We start from the raw sequence: 22,759 nt of genomic DNA on the forward strand, positions 1-22,759 counted from the left end.
CCTCGACGAGAGGAGCGGCGTGTCCGACGCCTGCTGCGGCTCCACCGACGCGCCCGGAGTCACCGACGGTCCCGGCCGCGACGACGGTCCCGCCCGCCTGTGGCACGTCCGCGAGCTGCAGCTGTCCCTCACGGCCGCGGTCCTGCTCGGCGTCGCCTGGGTCCTCGGCCGCGCGGGCGCCGCCGGGACGCTCGTGGCCGGGCTCGAGCTCCTCGCCGCCGTCGTCGCCGCCGCCACGTTCGCGCCCGGTGCGCTGCGCGCCCTGCGGCACGGGCGTATCGGGGTCGGCACCCTGATGACCATCGCCGCGGTCGGCGCGATCGCCCTGGGGCAGATCGCCGAGGCCGCGCTGCTCGGGATCCTGTTCTCGATCGCCGAGGGCCTCGAGCGCCACGCCGTCGACCGCACCCGCGGCGGGCTGCGTGCCCTGCTCGGGCTGGTCCCGCCGACCGCTTCGGTGCTGCGCGAGGGCCGAGAGGTCACCGTCGCCCCCGACGACCTGGTCGTCGGCGACGTCCTCGTCCTGCGCCCCGGGGAGCGCGCGGCCACCGACGGCCGCATTCGCGCCGGGCGCACCAGCCTCGACACCTCCGCGATCACCGGCGAGTCCGTGCCCGTCGAAGCCGGTCCCGGCGACGACCTCCACGCCGGCAGCATCAACGGTGACGGCGCGATCGAGGTCGAGGTCACCGCCGCCGCGTCGGACAGCTCCCTGGCGCGGATCGTGCACATCGTCGAGGAGGCCCAGGAGCGCAAGGGCGCCGGCCAACGCCTCGCCGACCGGATCGCGCGCCCCCTCGTCCCAGCGATCATGGCCCTCGCCGTGCTGGTCGGCGGGATCGGCGCGCTGCTCGGCGACCCCCTGCTCTGGCTCGAGCGCGCCCTGGTGGTGCTGGTGGCGGCCTCGCCGTGCGCGCTGGCGATCTCGGTGCCCCTGACCGTCGTCGCGGCCATCGGCGCGTCGACCCGCCATGGCGCACTCATCAAGGGCGGGGCCGCGCTCGAGGAGCTCGGCCGGATCGGCGCCGTCGCGCTGGACAAGACCGGCACCCTGACCCGCCACCGGCCCGAGGTCACCGAGCTGCTCGCCTCGCCCGGCCACCGGCGCCGCGAGGTCCTCGAGACCGCCGCCGCCCTCGAGGCCCGCAGCGAGCACCCCCTCGCCCGGGCCGTCCTCGCCGCTGCCGGCGAGCTCGAGGTCGCCGCGGCCGACGACGTCACCGCGGTGGCCGGGCACGGCCTGACCGGCTCGCACGGCGGCGCCGAGCTCCGGCTCGGCAAGCCCGGCTGGATCCCGGCGGGACCGCTGAGCGGCGACGTCGAACGACTTCAGGGCGAGGGCGCCACGGTCGTGCTGGTCGAGCGGGACGGCGTACTGCTCGGCGCGATCGCGGTGCGCGACGAGCTCCGCCCCGAGGCGCCCGACGCGGTGCGGCGCCTCCGTGAGCTCGGCGTCGAGGTCGCCGTGCTCACCGGGGACAACCGGCGCACCGGCCGCGCCCTGGCCCGCCGGGCCGGCATCGACGTCGTCCACGCGGAGCTCCGGCCCGAGGACAAGGCCGGGCTGCTGCCGCGCATCGCCGCCGGGCGCCGTGTGGCCATGGTGGGCGACGGGGTCAACGACGCTCCGGCGCTCGCCACCGCCGACGTCGGCATCGCCATGGGCGCCATGGGCACCGACGTGGCCATCGAGACCGCCGACGTCGCCCTCATGGGCGAGGACCTGCGGCACCTCCCCCGGACGCTCGCCCACGCCCGCCGAGCGCGACGGATCATGCTCCAGAACATCGGCGTCTCACTGCTGATCATCGGCGTGCTCATCCCGCTCGCCGTGCTCGGCATGCTCGGCCTGGCCACGGTCGTCGTGGTCCACGAGGCCGCCGAGGTCCTGGTCATCCTGAACGCCGTCCGCGCGGCCCGGGCCGCCACGCTGCCAGGCCTCACCGCCGCGCCCGCGAGCTCGGCACGGCATCACGTCACCGTCGAGGCGGCGCCTACCCCCGACGACCCGTGCTGTGTGCCCGCACCTGCGGTCCGACCCGACGCGTCGCCCGGCTGCTCGTGCTGCGACCCGCACCTCCCGAACACCCCGGCGCGCGCGCCGAACCGGTGACCCGGGCGCATGCCGCGTGAGGCGTGCCGTGACCGGTCCGACCTGGGCGCTGCTGGTCGTGGGCCCTGACTGCCCTGCTCGCGGGGTGCGGCCAGGGACAGCGACCGGGCACCGTCACCTCACCCCGGTGGGCTGACACGGCGCACGAGCACGTCGCACGCTCCGCTGATCTCCAGCGTGTCGTCGAGCTTCGCCGACCCCGTGCCCGGCAGGAACGGCACGGCGTCGTCGACCTCCGCGGCGACCGCGCGGAGCGCGGCGATGTGCTCGGCGACCGTCTGCGCCGAGGACTCCCCCGTCGAGCCGCAGGGGCCGATTTCCGGTCCGAGCGATGAGTCGGCTGGGCGGCGGGAGTCCACAGCGCATGAACACCTCGTTCCCGGCCCTGTCTCCCGCCGCCATCAACGAAGCGGTGCGCGTCGAGCGCAGTCACCTCGCCGATCACCTCGCCGATCTCGTCGACGCGCAGTGGGCCACCCCCTCGCTGTGCTGCGCCTGGACAGTGCGCGACGTGGCCGCCCACCTCACGGTGACGACACGGACGTCGGCGCTGCAGGTGGTGTGCGCGATGCTGCGCGCCGGGGGGAGCTTCGATCGCATGACCGTCCAGCTGGCTCGGCGCCGCGCCACCGCCCACAGCAGCGCCGAGCTGGTCGAGCAGCTGCGGGCCAGCGCGGACTCGACCCGGCGCATGCCGGGCAGCGGGCCGATGGACCCGCTGATGGACCTCGTGATCCACGCCCAGGACATCGCTCGACCGCTCGGGCGTAGCTACGTCTCGCCGCCGGAGGTCGTTGCGGCCTGCCTGGCCTACGTCGCGGACAATGCCTTCCTCGGTGCGCCGCGGCGGCTCGCCGGGTTGCGGCTGGTATCCACCGACACCGGGTGGACCCACGGCGACGGGGCAGAGCTTCTCGGCCCGGACCTCGACCTCTGCCTGGTCGCGACAGGGCGCTCCGCCGGGCTCGACGCGCTCGATGGGCCCGGGCGCGCCACGGTCGCCGCACGCCTGGCCTGATCGCCGTGTGCCGTACGGCGTCGCAGCGGTTCATGGATCAGCTCGTGGATCGAGATCACTTCAGCCGCCCGGCGACGGGCACATCGACCGACCGCGCCGTCCGGGATGACGGCGCAGCGGTCACGGAGCGAGCAGAACCAGGCCATCCGCGACTGGGCTGCCCGCCACGGCCACCCGGCCAGCACGTTGAGACCGAAAATGCCGCCGAACCCGTGGTTGCTCACGATGATGCTGGGCGCGGCGGGCAGCGGGGCGTCGACGGTCACGCTGACGCGGTGGCAACGGCGCATGACCGCGACGGCGACGTCGCACGCGGCGGCGCCAGCCGCTACGGCGATCGCGGTCGTGCTGCTGGCGGTCATGGGTTCGTGGTCGTGGCGCTACTGGCGGGTTGGGTCGACGAGTCCGACCGCGGTTCGCACGATCCGGCTGCGTAGCGCGTCCTTGAGCTCGCCGACGCGACTGCGGTTCGCGGTGACCCGGGCTACCCGGTTGAGACGGGGGAACAGGGCGGCGGCGTTGTCGTGGTCGATGGCGGCACCGATCGACTGGCCGAATGGGGTGTGGGTGAGGTGCTCGTCGAGGCCGCCGGTGAAGTAGCTGACCGCGCTGTCAGGGGCGAAAGGCCAGTCGCTGCCGTAGAGGATGTGGTCGGGGCGAGCGAAGGCGAGCAGTGAGGGCAGTGCCGAGGGACTGCCGGACAGGGCCGTGTCGTAGTAGAAGCCGCGGAGCTCCTCGAGAGTGTCGCGAGGGCTGCGGCCGGCGTCGCCGGCCATGCCGACGGCCATGCGGTGGGCGGCGTAGGGCACGAACCCGCCGGCGTGGGAGAGGATCATCCGCAGGTCGGGGTGGCGGGCGACGACGCCGTTGCGGACCAGCAGGTAGGCCGCGCGGGTGGTGTCGAGCAGGAAGTCCGCGGCGAAGGGCGGGATGCCCTCCACCGGCGCGGCGGGCAGCTCGGCGGGGTGGATGAAGACCACGAGGTTGCGGCGGTCGAGCTCGGCCATGACCGGGTCGAAGGCCGGCTCACCGAGGTAGGTGCCCCGGTGGTTGGCCAGCAGCACCACCCCGTCGGCGTGCAGGTCGTCGTCGGCGTGGGCGATCGCGTCGAGGGCGGCGTCGACGTCGGGCAGCGGCACCGAGGCGAACATCCCGAACCGGTCGGGTCGGTCCTTCACCAGTTCGGCGTGGGCGTCGTTGAGCCGGACGGTGAGCTCGGGAGCCTCGACCGGATCGCCGAGGTGGGTGCCGGGGGTGGACAGCGACAGGATGCCGGTGGCGATGCGGTGCTCGTCCATCATCGACACCGCGGCGTCGGGGTTCCAGTCCGGCAGGGCCCGGCCGCCGGCTCCGGCGATGCCGTGGCGTTCCAGGGCGGCGAGGTAGTCGCGTGGGAGCAGGTGCTGATGGACGTCGATGCGTCCGGTGCTGGTCATGGGACGTCCTCGTCCTGTGGTGAGGGTGACTGCTGGGGGACGCCGGGTCAGCCGAGGCCGGTGGCCAGGGTGCGGCTGGCTGGGTTGCGGGCGGCGGGGGGTGCGGATTCGCGGGTGTAGTCCTCGACGCCGGCTCCGGCCAGGGCGGGCACGACGTCCTCGGTGGCCAGCAGGGAGGCCCCGCCGCGGCGGAACCGGTCGAGCTTGTCGATCACTGTCTGCCCCACAGGGGTGTGTCCCCACACGCTGATGCCCTGGTGGGTGACCGGCTCCCAGGTCTTCTCGTCGACGACCACGGGATTCCAGCCGACTTCCCATTCGAACCCCGACGGGGTCTGGGCGTAGAACGACAGTTCGCGGTCGTTGGTGTGCTGGCCGACGGCGAGCGCCATGCCGAAGCCGAGCTCCTTGACCCGCTGGTAGGCGCCGACCATGTCGTCGAGCTCGGCGACCTGGATGTTGAGGTGCTGGACGCGGGTGCGGATCGGGTCCAGCCGCACGCCCTCGGTGGAGGCGACGGCGATGGAGTGGTGGCGCTCGTTGACCCGCAGGAACCGGATCTTGAGCATGACGCCGCTGATGGTTTCGTCGATGTAGTCCGAGAGGCGGGCATCGAAGACGGTGTCGAAGTAGCCGCGCAGCCCGGCGGGTTTCGTGGAGGTCAGCGCGACGTGGCCCATGCCGCCTTCGCCGGTGACGAAGCGGCGGGCGCGCATCTGCAGTGGGCGCTCGTCGAGCAGCGCCCGGGTGAAGATCTCCTGGGTGAGGCCCTTGGGGCCGGGGAAGCGCAGCAGCCGCTCGACCCCGCGGCGGGCGGCCTGCTCGGCGGTGCCTTCTGCGACGGGGACGCCGGCGCCGCGGACGCGGTCGATGACCCGATCGAAGGCGGCGTGGTCGTCGAGTTGCCAGCCGATGGTGGTGACGTCCTCGGCGGGGCCGCGTTCGAGCAGGAATCGGCACTGGTGGTCGTCGAGGCGGAAGCGCAGCGAGTCGTGGTCGAGGTCGTCGCCGTGCATGCCGATGGCATCGATGCCGAAACGGCGCCAGTCGCTGATGCGCTGGGTCTCGACGACCAGGTAGCCGAGATGGACCTTGCCGAACAGGCTCGGGTCCGGGCCGGTTCCGGGGTACTGCGGGTCGGTGGTGGTCATCGGTGGTCTCCTTCGGCGAGGAAGGCGGCGACGGTGGTGTTGAACAGCTCGGCCTGTTCGAACTGGACCCAGTGCCCGGTGCGGGCGAGCTGGAGCAGGGTGGCGTCGGGCATGGTGGCGGCGAGGGTGTGACCGCCGCTGGGGCGGTTGACCCGGTCCTGGGCGCCCCAGACGACGAGCGTCGGGTTATGCAGCCCGGCCAGCCGGCTGTCGCGGGTGAGGTCCATGCGCCACACGGTGCGCAGTGCCAGCGGCCCGGACGGGCGGCGCAGCGGCGGGTTGGCCACGACCTCGGGGTCGATGCTGGCCTGGTAGCGGGCCTCGATGGCCTCGTCGGGGATCGTGGAGTCGTCGACGACGAGGTAGCGGCGGATGAAGGTTTCCAGCTTCGCTCGGGAGGGCCCGTCGCCGGTGTAGTAGTTCAGGAGGGCCGTCAGCCCTGCGGTGGGCAGCGCGCGCGTGGTGCCGATGCCGCCGGGGCCCATCAGCACCAGCCGGTCGACCCGGCCGGGGCTGTCGAGGGCCAGGCGCAGCGCGGCGGAGCCGCCATAGGAGTTGCCGACCAGATGGGCGCGTTCGATGCCGAGCCCGTCGAGCAGCCCGCGCAGCGTGTCGGCGAGGTAGCCGAACGGGTCGGAGTGGTCGAGGTGCTTGGCGGAGCGTCCGTAGCCGGGCAGGTCGGGCACGATCACGCGGTGTCCGGCCGCGGCGAGGGCGTCGATGTTGCGCGTGTAGTTGGAGACACCGGAGGCGCCGGGGCCGCCGCCGTGCAGCAGCAGTATCGGCGGGCCGTCGCCGGACTCGGCGACGAACAGGTCGGTCTCGCCGCGGCCACCGGTGGGGCCGCGGACCGCGAAGTGCAGGGTCTTCTCCGAGAGCGGGATGCTGGGCTGGGTCATGACAGAGCCTTTCGACCGAGAGGGCGGCGGGACGGGGTTCAGGGGCCGCGCAGGGTTGGTGGAGGGGCGGGCAGTGGCGAACCGGCCGGCGCGGCGGTGTGGACGAAGCCGTCGGGGCGAAGCGCGACGGAGGCGGCGCGGTGCTCACGCAGCCAGCCGGTGAGCTCGCCGGTGGTGTCGACCAGGACACCGGGGGCGGGTGGGCTACCGGGGTCGGCGAGGGTCACCGTCATCGCACCGAGTGCGCGCCAGGCCGGCTGATCGTGGCCGGGCTGGTGCTGCTCGGAGGCGAGGTGGAGCACGATCCATCCGGCGCCGAGCGCGTCGTCGAGACGGACCCGTCGTTCCTCGGCGTCGAGGACCCAGGGCTGGGGGGGCAGCCAGCCCACGGCGGGCTGGCCGGTGTCGCCGAGCAGACCTGCTCGGTAGTGCGCGTCGGGGAACCAGCCGCCCTCGCGCAGATAGGCCCCGAGCGTCGGTAGCCGCATGACCAGGCGCAGCAGGTGGTTGCGTACCCAGGCGACCGGACGGCGCCGCTGGGTGATCACCGCTCCGGCGCGCACGGCCCAGCGGGTCGTCTCGCGGACGTGGGGCTGGCGTTCGGTCTCGTAGCTGTCGAGTGCGGCCTCGGGCAGCTCGCCGCGCAGCACCGCAGCCAGCTTCCAGCACAGGTTCGCCGCGTCGCGCACGCCGGAGGCCATGCCTTCGCCGATCCAGGGCGGCATGACGTGGGCGGCGTCGCCGGCCAGGAACACCCGTCCGACCCGCCAACGGGTGGCGAAGCGGACGTGATGGCTGTAGATCACCGCGCGCAGCACCTCGACGTGTTCCTCGGTGATGCCGTGGCCGGCCAGCAACCGTCGCACCGAGGAGTCGCTGGCCAGCTCGCGCTCGTCCTCGCCGGGCAGGACGGGGAACTCCCAGCGGTGATGCCCCAGCGGGGTGGGACAGTCCACCGCCGGTCGGGCGGGGTCGCAGTGGAAGCGCAGCCGGTCGATCTCGGGCCACTCGCGGCGGACCTTGGTGTCGATGACCAGCCAGCGATCCTCGTAGGTGCGGCCCTCGAACCCGACCCCGAGCTGGGCGCGGATGGGGCTGGAGCCGCCGTCGGCGGCGATGACGTAGCGAGCCCGCAGCCGCCGGACGCGGTCGTTCTCCAGATCGGCGATCGCCAGCTCGACCCCGTCGGGGTGCTGGGTGATGCGGAAGCACTCGTGGGAGAGCCACACCTGCACGTGGGGGTAGCGCTTCACCCCGCCGCGCAGGGTCTCCTCGAGCGCAGGCTGATAGATGAACAGCTGCGGCGGGTAGCCGTTGCCGCGGGTACGCGGGGTGAACTTCAGGAACGACTCGCCCTGGGCGTCGACGAAGTCGATCGGCTTCTCGGGCAGCATGTCGGCCTCGAGGGCGTCGGCCAGCCCAGTGCGCTGCCAGGCGCGCAGCACCTCCTCGTCGGTGGAGATCGCCCGGGCCCGCACGTAGATCGACGGCTCGCGCTCCACGACCACGGCCGACACCCCCATGCCGCCGAGCAGGTTCGCGGCCGTGGCCCCGACCGGCCCGTAGCCCACGATCGCCACGTCGACCTCGGCCCCCTCGGGCCCGGCCACATCACTGCCTGGAGACGGTTCGGCGGGTCCCGCCGCTGCACCCGGGGTCGTGGGGTCTGCGTCCTCGCTCATCTCGTCCTGCCTCCAGCGAAGCTGACCGCGTCGTCCTTGCTGGAACGAACACTACATCTATCCTGTAGTTTTCGTTCCAGGAAGGACGTGTGAGGGCGATGACGTACGCGGGTCGACGTAGGCTCGACCGCCGTCGTGCCGGGCCGGAAAGAGGCAACGTGGTGGTCAGCGAGCGCAGCAGCCGTCAGCGGCGGGCCAACGGTGAGGAGTCGTGGCGGCGGATCCTCGACGCGACGGTGGAGATCGCCGGCGAGCGCGGCTACGAAGGCACCACCATCAAGCTGGTCAGTGAGCGGGCGGGCCTGCCGGCCAGTTCGATCTACTGGCACTTCCGGAGCAAGGACGACCTCATCGCCGCGGTCATCGAGCGCAGCTTCGAATCCTGGCTCGCGGCGATGACCCTGCCGCCGGAGGCGCTGGCGGGCGAGGCCGGCGAGGGAGACCGGGAGCGAGCCCGAGCCCTCGCGGTGGACATGGCCGCCCAGGTCGGCAAGGCGCTGCTCGACACGCCGGACTTCCTACGTCTGGGCCTGATGCTCGCCCTGGAGCGCCGCCCCGAGGAACCCCGGGCCCGCACGGTGTTCCTGCAGGTTCGCCGGGTCGCCCGGGAACGCCTCGTCGCAGCGGTCGGTCAGCTCGCCCCGGACCTGACGGTCGGGGCGGTCGACCTGCTGGTCACCTATGCCCTGGCCGCGGCGGACGGACTGTTCATCGCCCACGAGATCGACGGCGACCGGGTCGACCTCGCGGCGCTGTTCGAGCTGCACGCCCACGCTTTGATCGACCTGGTCGCTCGCCTGCGGACCGCGAACCCCTGAGCTGGGCCACACCCACGGCCGCCCTCCTGGCAGGCTGCAGTCCGAGACTGTCGTGATCGACCCAGAAAGCCGGTCGGAGGCCGACCGGCTCGGCGAGCGTGGCCTCCTCGCGGCTCTACGAAGGTCAGAACGGTCGTCAGCGTGGCCGTCGAAGCTGTGCCCGGGCCGCGGTGTCCCGCCGCACCGCGTGGGTGTCGGCGTAGCGCGTGAGCACGTGCGTCGGACGGTCGGGATCGCCGACGGGGAGCACGGCGCCCTGCTCGCGGATCGCCCGGTACTCGGTGTGGCGGTCGCCGGTGAGGAAGGCGGGATCGTCGAGGTTCGACGTCGCGGTCGTGCGGTGGCTCCTCGTTCGCAGCGAGGAGCCCACGCTGGGAGCGCCCGATCCCTGCGAACAAGTACCGGAAACCCGAGGAATCCATCAGAGAATCGTGATGGACGACGGTGCTCCCGATGCCCTGCGGAACCCTTGCCGGGCGCGGCCGGCGCCTGCTCTGATCACCGACCGTGGGCCACCCCGGCGTCGAGCAGCGACGCGCCCGCACCGCGCCCGGTCTCGCGGTCGCGCTGCTGTCGGGCTTCTCCTTCGGGCTCGCCGGCCCGTTCGCCGCGGCGCTGCTGACCACCGGGTGGTCGCCGCTCGCGGTCGTGGTCGGGCGCCTCGGCGGGGCCGCGCTCCTGCTCGTGGTGCCGCTCGCGGTCATGACGGCGCGGGGCCGTTACCTGCGACGACGCCACGTGCGTCCGGTCGTCGTGTACGGCGTGGTCCCGCTGGCCGGGGCGCAGGTCTGCTACTTCAGCGCCGTCGGCCACCTCTCGGTCGGGGTCGCGCTGCTCATCGAGTACACCGCCCCGGTCCTGCTGCTCGCCTGGACGTGGGCACGCACCGCCGCGACGCCCCGTCCGGCGACGCTGGTGGGCGCGGCCCTCGCGATCGTCGGCCTCGGGCTCGTGCTCGACGTCGGACGCGGGGCGGACGTCGACGTCGTCGGCGTGCTGTGGGGCCTGGGCGCCGCGGTGTGCCTGGCGGCGTACTTCCGCCTCTCGGCCGACGCCGGCGGGGACGACGGTCCCCCGGCGCTGGTGCTCACCGCCGGCGGCGCCCTGGTCGGCACCGCCGTCGTCCTGCTCGTCGGCCTCGTCGGCCTGCTGCCCCTGAACGCGAACACGACCCCGGTCGACCTCGCCGGGTGGACCGCGCCCTGGTGGGTCGGCGTGGTCCTCGTCGCGACGCTGTCGACGGCGCTGGCCTACCTCACGGGGATCGCGGCCGTCGGGCGCCTCGGGTCGCGGCTGGCGTCGTTCGTGGGCCTGAGCGAAGTGCTCTTCGCGGTGCTCGGCGCCTGGTGGCTGGTGTCCCAGGAGCCGACCGCGACGCAGGTCGCGGGCGGCGTGCTCGTCGTCGCGGCGATCGCGCTGATCCGGTGGGCCGAGCCGCCGGCCGGCTGATCACAGGCCCGCCAGCACCTCCACCAACCGCGACGGCCACAGCTGGATCCCGACGTGTGAGGTCGGCACGTCGACCACCGTGAACGGCTGCGCCACGGCGACGTCGGCCTCGGCGACGAACCGGTCCTGCAGCGCCGGCAGCATCGCCCGGTCCGCCGAGAGCCGCACGTAGGTGTGCGGCAGCAGGCCCCACGCCGCCGGGTCCACGCGCACGGCGTCCTCGTCGATCGCGAGCGCCTCACGCACGTCCATCGCCGCGAGCACCGCCAGCAGTTCGGCGCGCGAGCCGTCGGCGAGCAGGGCGTCCTGGAGGGCGTCGAGCGCCGCCGGGTCGGTCGTGTGGAGGTCGACCCGGAGCTCGCCGACCTCGGCGGGGTCGGCCGTGATCAGGCTCGGCGCGAGCAGGTCCAGCGCCGACGGCCCGGTCTCCGCGAGGTACGTCGACGGCCCCGCGTCGACGCAGCACCACGCCGAGACGTAGACGACGTGCTCGAGCAGCTCGGGCACGGCGTTCGCGACCGCGGTGACCGTCATCCCGCCCCGGCTGTGGCCGACGAGCACCACCGGCCCGTGCTCCCGCGCCGCGCGCACGATGGCCACCACGGCCGCGACGTCGTCGGCGGTGGAGATGCCGGCCATGCCGGTGGGGCGCGCGTCCAGCCCGTGACCGGGCAGGTCGACCGCGACCGCCCGGTGGCCCCGCAGTACGAGACCACGGGCGACCGGGCCCCAGTGCGAGGCGTTGGCGAACGCGCCGTGGACGAGGACGTAGGTGATCGAGGGCAAGGGAGCACTCCTTCGTGGACGGGCCGGCGTCGGGCGAGGAGTGCTCAGATCACGGGCGGACCGTACGGGCTGGCTGCGCGCCACGTCGAGGAGGTTCCCGAAACGACGAACGCGGCGCACCGCCAGACCGGTACGCCGCGTTCGTGATGTAGCCCCGAGGGGATTCGAACCCCCGCTACCGCCTTGAGAGGGCGGCGTCCTAGGCCGCTAGACGACGGGGCCCTAGGAGAACGGTGGAGACTCTAGATCGCTGCCCGCCACCGATCGCAGCTGGGGTACCAGGACTCGAACCTAGAACAACTGAACCAGAATCAGCCGTGTTGCCAATTACACCATACCCCAAGACGATCACCGAGCGTGACGCGGCGCGTCCTGCCCGATGACGCCACCAGTCTAGGACATGCCCGCGCCCCGGTTCGACACCCCCCGGAGCGGCCCCGGGCCCGCTGCTCAGAACCGCGATGTGGTCCCCGGTAGCCTGGCTGAGTTGGGCTACCGCACGACCAGGAAGATCGAGACGTGAGCTCTCAGCCGTCCCCCGGATCCGCGGGCAAGCCCGCGTTCGCACCCCTGCCCGCGAGCGTGGACCTGCCCGCGATCGAGCGCGAGGTCCTGGCCCGCTGGGCCGACCGCGACGTGTTCCGTCGCACCCTCGAGCGCACCGCCGACGGCGAGCCGTGGATCTTCTACGAGGGTCCGCCGACGGCCAACGGCCAACCCGGCACCCATCACGTCGAGGCCCGCGCGTTCAAGGACCTCTTCCCCCGGTTCAAGACGATGCGCGGCTACCACGTGCCGCGCCGCGCCGGCTGGGACTGCCACGGCCTGCCCGTCGAGCTCGCCGTCGAGAAGGAGCTCGGCTTCACCGGCAAGGCCGACATCGAGACCTACGGCATCGCCGAGTTCAACGCGGCGTGCAAGGAGTCGGCGCTGCGCAACGTGTCGGCGTTCGCCGCCATGACCGAGCGCATGGGCTACTGGGTCGACCTCGACGAGGCCTACCTGACCATGGCCCCGCGTTACGTCGAGAGCGTGTGGTGGTCGCTCAAGAAGATCTTCGACGACGGTCTGCTCGTCGAGGACCATCGCGTCACCCCCTACTGCCCGCGCGACGAGACGCCGCTGTCCGACCACGAGGTCGCGCTCGGCTACGAGGACGACGTCGACCCCTCGGTGTACGTCCGCTTCCCGCTGACCGACGGCCCGTGGGCGGGCGCCGACCTGCTGATCTGGACGACGACGCCGTGGACGTTGCCCTCGAACACCGCCGTCGCCGTGGCCCGCGACATCGCCTACGTGCGCGCGACCACCGCCGACGGTGACGACCTCGTCGTCGCCGAGGAGCTGCTCCCGGTGCTCGGCGAGGGCACGCAGGTCACCGACCGCACCACCGGCGCGAACCTCCTGGGCAGCCACTACCGCCGTCCGCTGGACCTGATCTCCGGCGAGCGCTTCGGCTCCGACGGCAGGGCGCATCGCGTCGTCCACGGCGACCACGTCACCACCGACGCCGGCACCGGTCTGGTGCACATGGCGCCGGCCTTCGGCGCCGAGGACCACCTCGTGGCCAAGGCCGAGGGCCTCGAGATGGTCAATCCGATCGGGCCGGACGGGCATTTCCACGCCGACGTCCCGCTCATCGGGGGGATGTTCTTCAAGGCCGCCGACCCGACCCTGGTCGAGGAACTGCGCAGCCGGGGCGTGCTGTGGCGCTCCGAGTCCTACGAGCACTCGTATCCGCACTGCTGGCGCTGCCACACGCCGCTGATCTACTACGCGCTGCCCTCGTGGTTCATCCGCACCACCGCGATCCGCGACCGGCTGGTCGAGGAGAACGAGCGGACGAACTGGTACCCGCCGCACATCAAGCACGGCCGCTACGGCGGGTGGCTCGAGAACAACGTCGACTGGGCGCTCTCGCGCAACCGGTACTGGGGCACGCCGCTGCCGATCTGGCGCAACGACGCCGATCCGTCGGAGATGGTGTGCGTCGGGTCGCTGGCGGAGCTCTCGAGCTGGGCCGGCGAGGACCTCGGCGAGCTCGACCCGCACCGCCCGTTCGTCGACGACATCACGTTCCCCGCGCCGTCGGGGACCGGCACGATGCGCCGCGTCACCGACGTCATCGACGTCTGGTACGACTCGGGCGCGATGCCGTTCGCCCAGTGGGGCGCGCCGCACCACCACGAGGCCGACTTCGAGGCGGCCTACCCCGCGCAGTACATCTGCGAGGCGATCGATCAGACCCGCGGCTGGTTCTACTCGCTGATGGCCGTCGGCACGCTCGTGTTCGACCGGTCGTCCTACGAGAACGTCGTCTGCCTGGGTCTGCTGCTCGACGAGCAGGGCCGCAAGATGTCGAAGCACCTGGGCAACGTGCTCGACCCGTTCGAGCTGTTCGACTCCCACGGCGCCGACGCGGTGCGCTGGCTGATGCTCGCCCAGGGCTCGCCGTGGGTCGACCGGCGCGTCGGCCACGAGGCGCTGCGCGAGATCGTCCGCAAGATCCTGCTGACCTACTGGAACACCGCGTCGTTCCTCGTCACGTACGCGAACGCGTCGGGCTGGAAGCCCTCGGGCGAGCCGGTCCCCCGTGACCACCCCATGGACCGCTGGGTCCTCGGGGAGCTGGCCACCTGCGTCGGGGAGGTCACCCGCGCGCTCGACGACTTCGACTCCTCGAGCGCCGGGCGCGCGATCTCGGCGTTCGTCGACGAGCTGTCGAACTGGTACGTGCGCCGCTCGCGTCGCCGCTTCTGGGCGGGCGAGCCGGCGGCCCTGGCGACGCTGCACCACTGCGTCGAGACGCTCTCGCGGCTCATGGCGCCGTTCACGCCGTTCGCCACCGACTACCTGTGGACCCTGCTCCAGGGCCCTGTCGCCGAGGGAGCCGTCGACGACACGCCGGACTCGGTGCATCTCGCCGACTGGCCGGTGCCCGACGAGGCCGCCGTCGACCCGGGGCTCGCGGAGCGGATGGCGCTCGTCCAGCGCATCGTCGAGCTGGGCCGCTCGACGCGGGCGGCCAGCGGGGTGCGCACGCGCCAGCCGCTGTCCCGCGCGGTCGTCGCCGCGCCGGGGTTCGCCGAGCTGGACGCGAGCCTGCTCGCCGAGATCGCCGAGGAACTCAACGTCGGCCGGGTCGAGGCCGCCGGCTCCGATCTCGTCGAGGTCACCGTGAAGCCGAACTTCCGCGCGCTGGGCAAGCGCTTCGCCAAGCAGACCCCGGTGGTCGCGGAGGCGGTGAAGGCGTCCACCGCGGCGCCGGTCGACGGGACGCTGACGGTGGTCGTGGACGGCGAGGAGATCACGCTCTCCGGTGACGAGATCCTCGTCGAGGAGACCCCGCGCGAGGGCTGGGCGGTGCGCAGCGAGGGCGGCCTGTCGGTCGGCCTCGACACCGAGCTCACCGACGAGCTGCGCGCCGCCGGGCTCGCCCGCGACGTGGTGCGCGTGGTGCAGGAGGCCCGCAAGACCCGGGGCCTCGAGGTGTCCGACCGCATCGCCCTGACCTGGGCCGCCGAGCGCGCCGACGTCGCCGACGCGGTGCGGGCGCACGCCGGCACGATCGCCGAGGAGGTCCTGGCGGTGTCGATGACCGAGGGCGCCGTGAACGGTGACTCCGCGGCCCGCTCCGACGACCTCGCGCTCGCCGTCGCGATCACCCCGACGGAGGCGTGACGGGCGCGTCGTCCGCGCTGTCCGCGGTGGGCGGGCGCCGACGGTGGGCGTCCGTCATGTCACGCGCTCGCCGGCTCCGGGGTCGGCGAGTGTCAGCGGCGTGGCGTCGCAGACGTTCAGTGTCCGTAACGCCACGCGCTCGCCGCAGAGGCGATCAGCCCGCGGTCGGGATCGTTACCGCTCTGTGACCTGTGGTGTGGGGGCCTGAACTGGGGTTTCCCGGCCGGCGTTGTCCCGGGTGAGTTCTGGCGTTCCGGGTGTGAGCGTCGAGCAGGATCAGCGGCCCCGGCTGGCAGGGCTGCCGCCGTCGCCGCGGCGGTCCGGCACCGGTTTGGTGCCCCCGAGCTCGCCGGGGTCGACCTGACCGTCCACCTGCAGGTCCGGCTCCTGCCGGCACATCCGGGCGATGCCCTCGCGGAGCCGGATGTTGTGGTCGGCGAGCACCAGCCGCACCGAGTTGTCGTCGCGCCGGGCTTTCCATCGACCTCGCGCCGGCGACGTCGCGGGATTCCGAGGCCGCCCCGGCTCGTGTGTCCTCCATCGGCAGGCGACGTTCGCAGCATGGAACACCTCGTGGTCGAGACGGTCGGCGACGGCGGCGGGGATCAGCACAGGTCGAAGAAGGTGTCGCGCACGTCGGTGCCGAACCGCACGGCGTCGACGGGCACGCGCTCGTCCACGCCGTGGAACCGCCGGGGAGTCGAAGCCGCGCGGGAGGCGGAGTGGCGCGGACTCGAAGCACTCGATGCCCAGGCGCGAGAAGTGCTTCGCTTCCGTACCGGCCGGCAGCAGGTAGGGCACAACCTCGGCGGGCGGGGCGTCGCCCAGGGCGTGGCCGCCGCCGGCGAGCCGGTGCTCGACGTGCCGGCCAAGCTCGCCGCTCGAGCGCGGCTGCTCAACACCGGTCACGCCCGGAAGTCCGACCCGATCGACGCGGTGTCGGTGGCCACCGTGACCCACCAGCGACACCACCCGGTGGGAGCCGGCCACCCACGTGATCGACACCGGGCGGTGGGAGACTGCGCGAGGAGGACGCCACGTTCACCGCGAGGCCCAGACCGGTCAGGCGATGTGCCTGTCGCTGGTGGTCGACGCGATCATCTGCAGGAACACCGCCTACCTGGAGCTCGCCCTCGACCGCGTCGTCGCCAGCCAACGACGGTCCCACGCCGGAACCCAGAAGTTCTCGGGCTTGCTCGCGACAAACATCTCGCTAGCCCAGGTGCGGAGTCGGGGAAGCGATCGATGCTCGAACATCTCGTCCCACAGTAATGCGAACGGGTAGACGAGGGCAGGGTCAGAAATCGGCACCTGTATGACATCTCCACGAGTCGGGACCTTGATGCTCGGCCCGAGGAAACTCATTCGCTCGCGACTACGAGCTAGTTCGCCGAGCAGGTACTCGATGCCGAAGTTTGGGCCTCGTGTATCGATGGTGAGGTCGAATTGCTGCGCGAGAGCGTCGTAGAAGCCGGCCCATTCACTGCCGTATGCGTTACCCGGCATCCATGCTGTGCGCCCGGAGAGTTCAGCTGGGGTGATCTGAGCGCGGTGGGCGAGTTCGTGGTGTTCGCCCACCGCGAGGGTGAGTCGGTCGAGGTAGGCGGGAATCACCCGGACGGTGTCGGGGAGGGAGGCGCCGGGGCGGGCGAAGGCGGCGTCGATCCGGTTCTCGCGGAGGGCCGGAACGGCGCTGCGCAGTCCGTCGGAGGTGACGACCTCGATATCTACGTCGGGGTTCTGCTGGTGGAACTCCTGAAGCATGCCGGACGGGGCCAGGCGAGTGCGGAGTACGTCGACACGCAGCGGTCGGCGCGACCGCAGACAGGACGAGGCCCGATCCACAGCGGTCAGGACGATCCGGGCCTCGCTCAAGAAGATTCGTCCCGCGGCGGTGGGCACCGCACCACCGGCCCCGCGCTCGAGCAGTCGCGCACCGAGGAGCGACTCCAGCTTCCCGATCCGCTTCGAGATGGCCTGTTGAGTGATACCGAGGTCGAATGCCGCGTCACCGAAATGTGCACGATCGACGACGGCAACGAAGGCCCGGACGGCACCGATATCGAGGTCCACGAGACAAGATTATTCCACAACCGATGGTTGTTCTCGGAGTCGTGTCGGCTGTTGGACGTCGCGATCCCAGGAACGCGATGCTCGCGACGTCGGTCGAGCTGTGGGTCGTTGACGGGGAGTGCGAGTGGAGTCGTTCGTCCATCTGCATGTCCACACCGAGTTCTCGATGCTCGACGGGGCGGCGAAGGTCGACGCGCTGGTGGCGGAGGCTGCGCGCCACGAGATGCCTGCAGTGGCGATGACCGATCACGGCAACCTCTACGGGGCGGACGCGTTCTACCGCGCCTCGGTGGCCGGCGGGGTGGCCCCGATCCTGGGGATCGAGGCCTACGTGGCGCCCGAGTCCCGGCACGTGAAGAAGCCGATGTTCTGGGGGCGCCCCGAGCAGCGCGGCGACGATGTCTCCGGTGCCGGCGCCTACACCCACCTCACGATGCTCGCCGTCGACGCGACCGGGCTGCGCAACCTGTTCCGGCTCTCGTCCGTGGCCAGCCTCGAGGGGTTCTATCGCAAGCCGCGGATGGACCACGAGCTCCTGTCCGAGCACCACGAGGGGATCGTGGTCACCACCGGTTGCCCGTCGGGTGAGGTGCAGACCCGCCTGCGGCTGGGCCACCAGCGCGAGGCCCGCGCCGCGGCCGGGGCGCTGGTCGAGGTGTTCGGGCGGGCGAATGTGTTCCTCGAGCTGATGGACCACGGGTTGCCCATCGAGCGCAGCGTGCGCGACGGTCTCCTGGAGATCGGGCGCGACCTGGGGTTGGCCCCGCTGGCTACCAACGACGCGCACTACGTCACCGCCGAGCAGGCCGACGCCCACGCCGCCCTGCTGTGCGTGCAGTCGGGCAAGACTCTCTCCGATCCGTCCCGGTTCCGGTTCGACGGCTCGGGCTATCACCTGCGCTCGGCGGCCGAGATGCGCGACTACTGGGACCGCGAGGTCCCCGGCGCCGCGGACAGCACCCTGTTGGTCGCCGAGCGGGTCGGCGCCGACGCCTACGCCGAGGTGTTCGCCCACCGCGACCGGATGCCGGTCTTCGGGGTGCCCGAGGGCTACGACGAGGCCAGCTGGCTGCGCCACCGGGTCGAGCAAGGCCTGATGTGGCGCTTCCGCGACGCCACCCCCGCCGGGTACCGCGAACGCCTCGAGACCGAGCTCGCTGTCATCATCGACAAGGGCTTCCCCGCCTACTTCCTCATCGTCGCCGACCTCATCGACCACGCCCGCGAGGTCGGCATCCGCGTCGGGCCAGGGCGGGGCTCGGCCGCCGGTTCGCTGGTGGCCTACGCACTGGGCATCACCAACATCGACCCGATCCCGCAGAAGCTGCTCTTCGAGCGGTTCCTCAACCCCGAGCGCGCCTCGATGCCCGATATCGACATCGACTTCGACGACCGCCGTCGCGGGGAGATGATCCGCTACGCCACCGAGGCCTACGGCGCCGACCGCGTCGCCCAGGTCATCACTTTCGGCACGATCAAGACGAAGGCCGCGCTCAAGGACGCCGCCCGCGTGCACTTCGGCCAATCCGGCTTCGCCCTCGCCGATGAGATCACCAAGGCCCTGCCCGCGCCGGTCGCTGCGGTCGACATCCCGTTGGCCGGGATCGTCGACCCCACCCACGAGCGCTACCCCGAGGCCGCGGAGGTCCGCGCTCGGCTCGCCGCCGACCCGCAGGCTCGGACCGTGTTCGACACCGCGCGCGGACTCGAGGGTCTGGTACGCAACGCCGGCGTCCACGCCTGCGCGGTCATCATGTCCAAGGACCCCCTCATCGACACCGTCCCGCTGTGGGCCCGCGACGACGGCGCGCTCATCACCGGCTGGGACTACCCCTCCTGCGAGTCGGTCGGGCTGCTCAAGATGGACTTCCTCGGGCTTCGCAACCTCACCGTCATCGGCGACGCCATCGACAACATCCACACCAACCGCGGCCACCACGTCGACCTCGACACCCTGACGATGGACGATCCGGCCACCTACGAGCTGCTCGCCCGCGGCGACACGCTCGGCGTCTTCCAGCTCGACGGCGGTGCGATGCGCGACCTGCTGCGGCGCATGCGCCCGACCTGCTTCGACGACATCGTCGCCGTCAGCGCCCTCTATCGGCCCGGTCCGATGGCGATGAACGCGCACAACGACTACGCCGACCGCAAGAACGGTCGCCAGGACGTCGTGCCGATCCACCCCGAGCTCGCTGCACCGCTGGCCGAGATCCTCGCCGACACCTACGGGCTGATCGTCTACCAGGAACACATCATGCACATCGCTCGCGCCGTCGCGGGATACTCGATGGGCCGCGCCGACGTCCTGCGTCGCGCCATGGGCAAGAAGAAGAAATCGGTCCTCGAGAAGGAGTACGAAGGCTTTCACGCCGGGATGACCGCGAACGGATATTCCGACCATGCCGTCCGTGCCCTGTGGGACACCGTGCTGCCGTTCGCCGGCTACGCCTACAACAAGAGCCACGCCGCCGCCTACGGCCTCGTTTCCTACTGGACCGCGCACCTCAAGGCCAACTACCCCGCCGAGTACATGGCCGCCCTGCTCACCTCGGTCGGGGACAAACAGGACAAGTCGACCATCTACCTCGCCGAGTGCCGCCGTCGTGGGGTTACCGTGCTCCCGCCCGACGTCAACGAGTCCGCCGCGCGCTTCGCCGCGGTCGGTGACGACATCCGGTTCGGGCTCGGCGCGATCCGCAACATCGGCGGGCCCGTCGTCGACTCCATCCTGGACACCCGCTCCCGGCTCGGGAAAGCCACCTCGTTCCCCGAGTTCCTCGAGAAGTCCGAGCCCGTTGTGTGCCAGCGCCGCGTGATCGCCTCACTGATCCATGCCGGCGCCTTCGACGCCATGGGCCACACCCGCCGCGGACTCCACGACATCCACGAAGCGGCCGTCGACGCCGTAGCCACCCTTCGACGTCAACGCGACCGCGGCCAGTACGACCTATTCGACGATCATCGTGACGACGACGGCAACCACCCGGATGTCCATGACGGAGACGATCCCACCCGACCCGGAGTCTCACTCTTGGCACACCTGACCATCAGCGGCGACGAGTACCCCCGCCTTGACCTACTCGCCTGCGAACGCGAGATGCTCGGCCTCTATGTCTCGGGCCATCCGCTCGACGGGACCGAGGCCAGCCTGCGCCGCCACGCACCCACCACCATCGGCTCCCTCCTCGCCTCGAACCCCCGACAAGGCGTCGAGATCACCCTCGCCGGCCTGATCACCGGTATCGAGCGTCGCGTGAACAAGAAGGGCGAGCCCTGGGCGATCCTCGCCGTCGAGGACCTCGACGCAGCGACCGAGGTCCTCGTATTCCCCCGCACCTACGCCGGGGTCCACGCCGAGCTCACCGACGACATCGGCGTCGTCGTCGCAGGCCGCGTGAACCGGCGAGAAGAGCGCATGTCCATCGTCGCGGGAGCGATCACGGCCATCGAGCTCACCACCGACGACGAACCGCTCCACCTCCGCGCCGACGCCACCCGTCTCAACCGCGACACGATCACCGAGCTCGGCCGAACACTCGAGGCCCACCCCGGCCCCACCCCAGTCCGGCTCGAGCTACTGGGCCACCAGGGCTCGATCAGCCACTGGGCCCTCGACCGCCATTTCGTCCGCGTCACCGCCGCCCTGACCGCCGAACTACGCGGCATCCCCGGCATCACGACCAGTCGAGCAGCGCCCCACCGATCGTGACCGGCGCGGGAGGGCCGTGCGACGTCGACAACGGGCCGACCCGACTCGACCAAGTCCATGACCTCGCGCCGGAACTCCGGCGGACAACCACGCCTGCCCACGGACCCACCCTCAGGATCACGCGACCAGAATCCCAGCTACCCGACTCCGCCGAGCCCGGGGCGAACCTCCTCCTCGACACGGTCGGCGAGCCGGTCGGCGGCGCCTCGACGACATCCGCCGGTCGGTGCCCGTCCAGCCGAGGTGACCCTGGACTTCGAGCGCGACCAGGCCGTGCAGCTGGCCCCACACGGCGTCGACCATCTGCGCGCGCCGACCCGTGCCGGCGGGCACCGCGGCGGCCGTCCCCGCCTCGCTGGGGCCGCTCGCCGTCTCCGGTCCGGAACGGCTCGACGCCCGCGCCGAGCCTCCGCGAGGGACGTTCGTCCACCGTATGGACCGTTCCAGAGCGCGTACGTCGTGTCCTGGAAGCCCGGCGGGCCCAGACGTGGCGAGGGCGAGAAGAGACACGGTCACCCCCACCCCGTGACGCCGACCGTCGCGCGCACTGTGCGCGGGTCGGCGGATGTCCCCGCGGCGCGGTGAGTCGAGGGTGGTCGTGTCGGCGAACCGTCGCCGGCACGACCCGACTCGGAGAAGCGATGACCTCGACCATCCTGATCACCGGTGGCACCGGCACTCTCGGGCGCCACGTCGTCCCACTGCTGCGCGAGACGGGCGCCTCGCTGCGAGTGCTCAGCCGGAAGCCGCACGAACCCCGCGACGGCGTCCGGTACGTCACCGGCGACCTGCGCACCGACGACGGAGTCGCCGCCGCCGTCGACGGGGCCCGCACCGTCCTGCATCTGGCCGGTGGGCCCAAGGGCGACGAGGTTGCGGCCCGGCACCTGACGCGAGCGGCGGCGAACGCCGGGGTGGAGCACCTGGTGTTCATCTCCGTGGTCGCGGCCGACCGTGTCCCGCTGAACTACTTCCGCACGAAGCTCGCCGCTGAGCAGGCCGTGAGCGACTCGGGAGTGCCGTGGACGACGCTGCGGGCCGCCCAGTTCCACGATCTGGTCCTCGCCGTGGTGGGGACCCTGGCCCGGTCGCCGGCGGTCCCGGTCATGAGCGGGGTGCGGGCCGAGCCCGTCGACGTCCGGGATGTGGCGCCGCGGCTCGTGGAGCTGACACTCGGTGAGCCGGCCGGGTTCGTGCCGGACCTCGCGGGGCCGGAGGTCCGCACCTTCGAGGACCTCAGCCGGGCCTACCTCCGGGTCCGGGACCGGCGCCGGCCGACGATCCCGATCCGCATGCCGGGCTCGGCCGCGCGCGTCTACCGCGCCGGGGAGAACCTGGCCGGCGACGAGGCGCAGCGAGGCACCCGCACGTGGGAGGACTTCCTCGCCGAGCGCTACGCCGCCCGCAGGGAGGAGCCGCACCGTCGGTGAACGGACCGCCGCACGCCACGGCCGTACCGGCGCCGGCGCGGCTCCGGCTCGGCGGTCGGGGTGCGTCACTCGGCGCTGTCGGTGAGAACGGTACGCGCTCGCCCGGGAGCAGCCGGCCCAGCTCGGAGGGGCCGACGACGACCACGCCCGCGCCGCGGGGATCACCGAGGTTGCTCGTGTGGCGGGCGCGGACGGATGCCGGGTCCGGCGCGCAGATCACCGCACCGACGACGTCGAGCGCCCCGTTGGGCCTGCCGTCGGGTGGCCTGCAGGCCGGGGTCGAGGTCCTCGACGAACCCGACACGACCCTCCGCGGGAGGGCGCCCGCATCGTCGATCTCGAGGTACCGGATCGTGGTGTTCAACCCCCGCTCGATGTCGGCCACGATCGCGCGGATCACCTCCACGTCCGAGTGACGCTCCGCTTCCGAGAGCTGCGCCGCGACGGCGCGCTGAACGGTGTCGCCCATGTCGATCACCGGTGTCCTTCCGTTGCCGGGAAGCCCTCCTGG

Annotated in this window: 17 protein-coding genes and 2 tRNA genes; 8 read left to right on the plus strand and 11 right to left on the minus strand. The window is 72.2% G+C overall.

What is annotated here, in order from left to right; genetic code table 11:
- Window positions 1–19 precede the first annotated feature (19 nt).
- Window positions 20–2,113, plus strand: coding sequence for a heavy metal translocating P-type ATPase (locus AC2A1K_RS00910; RefSeq protein WP_483894423.1), 2,094 nt, complete (start codon window positions 20–22; stop codon window positions 2,111–2,113).
- A 119-nt stretch (window positions 2,114–2,232) separates the two neighbouring features.
- On the opposite strand, the gene AC2A1K_RS00915 is transcribed toward AC2A1K_RS00910, so the two are convergent.
- Complete coding sequence (locus tag AC2A1K_RS00915; RefSeq protein ID WP_483894424.1) at window positions 2,233–2,472, minus strand: dihydrodipicolinate synthase family protein; 240 nt, start codon at window positions 2,470–2,472, stop codon at window positions 2,233–2,235.
- Between the two features lie 5 nt (window positions 2,473–2,477).
- Here AC2A1K_RS00915 and AC2A1K_RS00920 point away from each other — a divergent pair, with 5 nt between their 5' ends.
- A complete protein-coding gene (locus AC2A1K_RS00920; RefSeq protein ID WP_483894425.1) occupies window positions 2,478–3,131 on the plus strand; it encodes a maleylpyruvate isomerase family mycothiol-dependent enzyme in 654 nt (217 codons plus the stop codon).
- A gap of 380 nt (window positions 3,132–3,511) precedes the next feature.
- On the opposite strand, the gene AC2A1K_RS00925 is transcribed toward AC2A1K_RS00920, so the two are convergent.
- The 4 genes from AC2A1K_RS00925 to mhpA are packed head-to-tail and all read right to left on the minus strand — an operon-like array spanning window position 3,512 to window position 8,227.
- Entirely contained in the window at window positions 3,512–4,567 is a 1,056-nt protein-coding gene (locus AC2A1K_RS00925) for an amidohydrolase family protein (RefSeq protein ID WP_483894426.1), read from the minus strand.
- A gap of 47 nt (window positions 4,568–4,614) precedes the next feature.
- Complete coding sequence (locus AC2A1K_RS00930; protein ID WP_483894427.1) at window positions 4,615–5,718, minus strand: VOC family protein; 1,104 nt, start codon at window positions 5,716–5,718, stop codon at window positions 4,615–4,617.
- Window positions 5,715–6,617, minus strand: coding sequence for an alpha/beta fold hydrolase (locus tag AC2A1K_RS00935; protein WP_483894428.1), 903 nt, complete (start codon window positions 6,615–6,617; stop codon window positions 5,715–5,717). The genes AC2A1K_RS00930 and AC2A1K_RS00935 overlap by 4 nt, the downstream gene beginning before the upstream one ends.
- Before the next feature lie 38 nt (window positions 6,618–6,655).
- Window positions 6,656–8,227 carry a bifunctional 3-(3-hydroxy-phenyl)propionate/3-hydroxycinnamic acid hydroxylase MhpA gene (gene mhpA / locus AC2A1K_RS00940; protein WP_483894429.1) on the minus strand — a complete coding sequence of 524 codons (1,572 nt, stop codon included), beginning with the start codon at window positions 8,225–8,227 and terminating at the stop codon, window positions 6,656–6,658.
- A gap of 170 nt (window positions 8,228–8,397) precedes the next feature.
- Between mhpA and AC2A1K_RS00945 the strand changes: the two genes are divergently transcribed.
- Window positions 8,398–9,117, plus strand: a complete 720-nt coding sequence (locus AC2A1K_RS00945; RefSeq protein ID WP_483894430.1) for a TetR family transcriptional regulator — start codon at window positions 8,398–8,400, stop codon at window positions 9,115–9,117.
- A gap of 136 nt (window positions 9,118–9,253) precedes the next feature.
- Here the strand turns inward: AC2A1K_RS00945 and AC2A1K_RS00950 are convergent, their stop codons facing one another.
- The gene (locus AC2A1K_RS00950; protein WP_483894431.1) at window positions 9,254–9,487 is read right to left on the minus strand and encodes a hypothetical protein; all 234 of its coding nucleotides are present in this window, start codon (window positions 9,485–9,487) and stop codon (window positions 9,254–9,256) included.
- 137 nt (window positions 9,488–9,624) lie between these two features.
- Between AC2A1K_RS00950 and AC2A1K_RS00955 the strand changes: the two genes are divergently transcribed.
- Window positions 9,625–10,566, plus strand: coding sequence for an EamA family transporter (locus tag AC2A1K_RS00955; RefSeq protein ID WP_483894432.1), 942 nt, complete (start codon window positions 9,625–9,627; stop codon window positions 10,564–10,566).
- Here the strand turns inward: AC2A1K_RS00955 and AC2A1K_RS00960 are convergent, their stop codons facing one another.
- The 3 genes from AC2A1K_RS00960 to AC2A1K_RS00970 all read right to left on the minus strand — a co-directional run bounded on the left by AC2A1K_RS00960 (window position 10,567) and on the right by AC2A1K_RS00970 (window position 11,694).
- Entirely contained in the window at window positions 10,567–11,352 is a 786-nt protein-coding gene (locus AC2A1K_RS00960) for an alpha/beta hydrolase (protein ID WP_483894433.1), read from the minus strand.
- Window positions 11,353–11,501: 149 nt separating this feature from the next.
- Window positions 11,502–11,574: transfer RNA gene (locus AC2A1K_RS00965), tRNA-Glu, on the minus strand.
- 48 nt (window positions 11,575–11,622) lie between these two features.
- A tRNA-Gln gene (locus tag AC2A1K_RS00970) sits at window positions 11,623–11,694 on the minus strand.
- A gap of 177 nt (window positions 11,695–11,871) precedes the next feature.
- Here AC2A1K_RS00970 and ileS point away from each other — a divergent pair.
- Window positions 11,872–15,033, plus strand: coding sequence for an isoleucine--tRNA ligase (ileS, locus tag AC2A1K_RS00975; RefSeq protein ID WP_483894434.1), 3,162 nt, complete (start codon window positions 11,872–11,874; stop codon window positions 15,031–15,033).
- Between the two features lie 276 nt (window positions 15,034–15,309).
- On the opposite strand, the gene AC2A1K_RS00980 is transcribed toward ileS, so the two are convergent.
- On the minus strand, window positions 15,310–15,486 hold the full coding sequence (locus AC2A1K_RS00980) for a hypothetical protein (RefSeq protein ID WP_483894435.1): 177 nt from the start codon (window positions 15,484–15,486) through the stop codon (window positions 15,310–15,312).
- 663 nt (window positions 15,487–16,149) lie between these two features.
- The gene (locus tag AC2A1K_RS00985; RefSeq protein WP_483894436.1) at window positions 16,150–17,106 is read right to left on the minus strand and encodes a LysR family transcriptional regulator; all 957 of its coding nucleotides are present in this window, start codon (window positions 17,104–17,106) and stop codon (window positions 16,150–16,152) included.
- 118 nt (window positions 17,107–17,224) lie between these two features.
- On the opposite strand from AC2A1K_RS00985, the gene dnaE reads away from it, so the two are divergent.
- From dnaE to AC2A1K_RS01000, 3 genes are all read left to right on the plus strand, one after another.
- Window positions 17,225–20,818, plus strand: a complete 3,594-nt coding sequence (gene dnaE, locus AC2A1K_RS00990) for a DNA polymerase III subunit alpha (RefSeq protein ID WP_483894437.1) — start codon at window positions 17,225–17,227, stop codon at window positions 20,816–20,818.
- Between the two features lie 641 nt (window positions 20,819–21,459).
- A complete protein-coding gene (locus tag AC2A1K_RS00995) occupies window positions 21,460–22,248 on the plus strand; it encodes an SDR family oxidoreductase (RefSeq protein WP_483894438.1) in 789 nt (262 codons plus the stop codon).
- Between the two features lie 170 nt (window positions 22,249–22,418).
- Window positions 22,419–22,664: a hypothetical protein gene (locus AC2A1K_RS01000; RefSeq protein ID WP_483894439.1), complete on the plus strand. Its 246-nt coding sequence runs from the start codon at window positions 22,419–22,421 to the stop codon at window positions 22,662–22,664.
- Window positions 22,665–22,759 lie beyond the last annotated feature (95 nt).

It is taken from the genome of Actinomycetospora sp. 2LY8.5 (assembly GCF_057180585.1).

Excerpts from the sequence above, each read along its gene's own strand:
- AC2A1K_RS00920 (WP_483894425.1), top strand. The coding sequence starts at position 2,478 with ATGAACACCTCGTTCCCGGCCCTGTCTCCCGCCGCCATCAACGAAGCG.
- AC2A1K_RS00925 (WP_483894426.1), bottom strand. The coding sequence starts at position 4,567 with ATGACCAGCACCGGACGCATCGACGTCCATCAGCACCTGCTCCCACGC.
- AC2A1K_RS00930 (WP_483894427.1), bottom strand. The coding sequence starts at position 5,718 with ATGACCACCACCGACCCGCAGTACCCCGGAACCGGCCCGGACCCGAGC.
- AC2A1K_RS00935 (WP_483894428.1), bottom strand. The coding sequence starts at position 6,617 with ATGACCCAGCCCAGCATCCCGCTCTCGGAGAAGACCCTGCACTTCGCG.
- AC2A1K_RS00945 (WP_483894430.1), top strand. The coding sequence starts at position 8,398 with ATGACGTACGCGGGTCGACGTAGGCTCGACCGCCGTCGTGCCGGGCCG.
- AC2A1K_RS00995 (WP_483894438.1), top strand. The coding sequence starts at position 21,460 with ATGACCTCGACCATCCTGATCACCGGTGGCACCGGCACTCTCGGGCGC.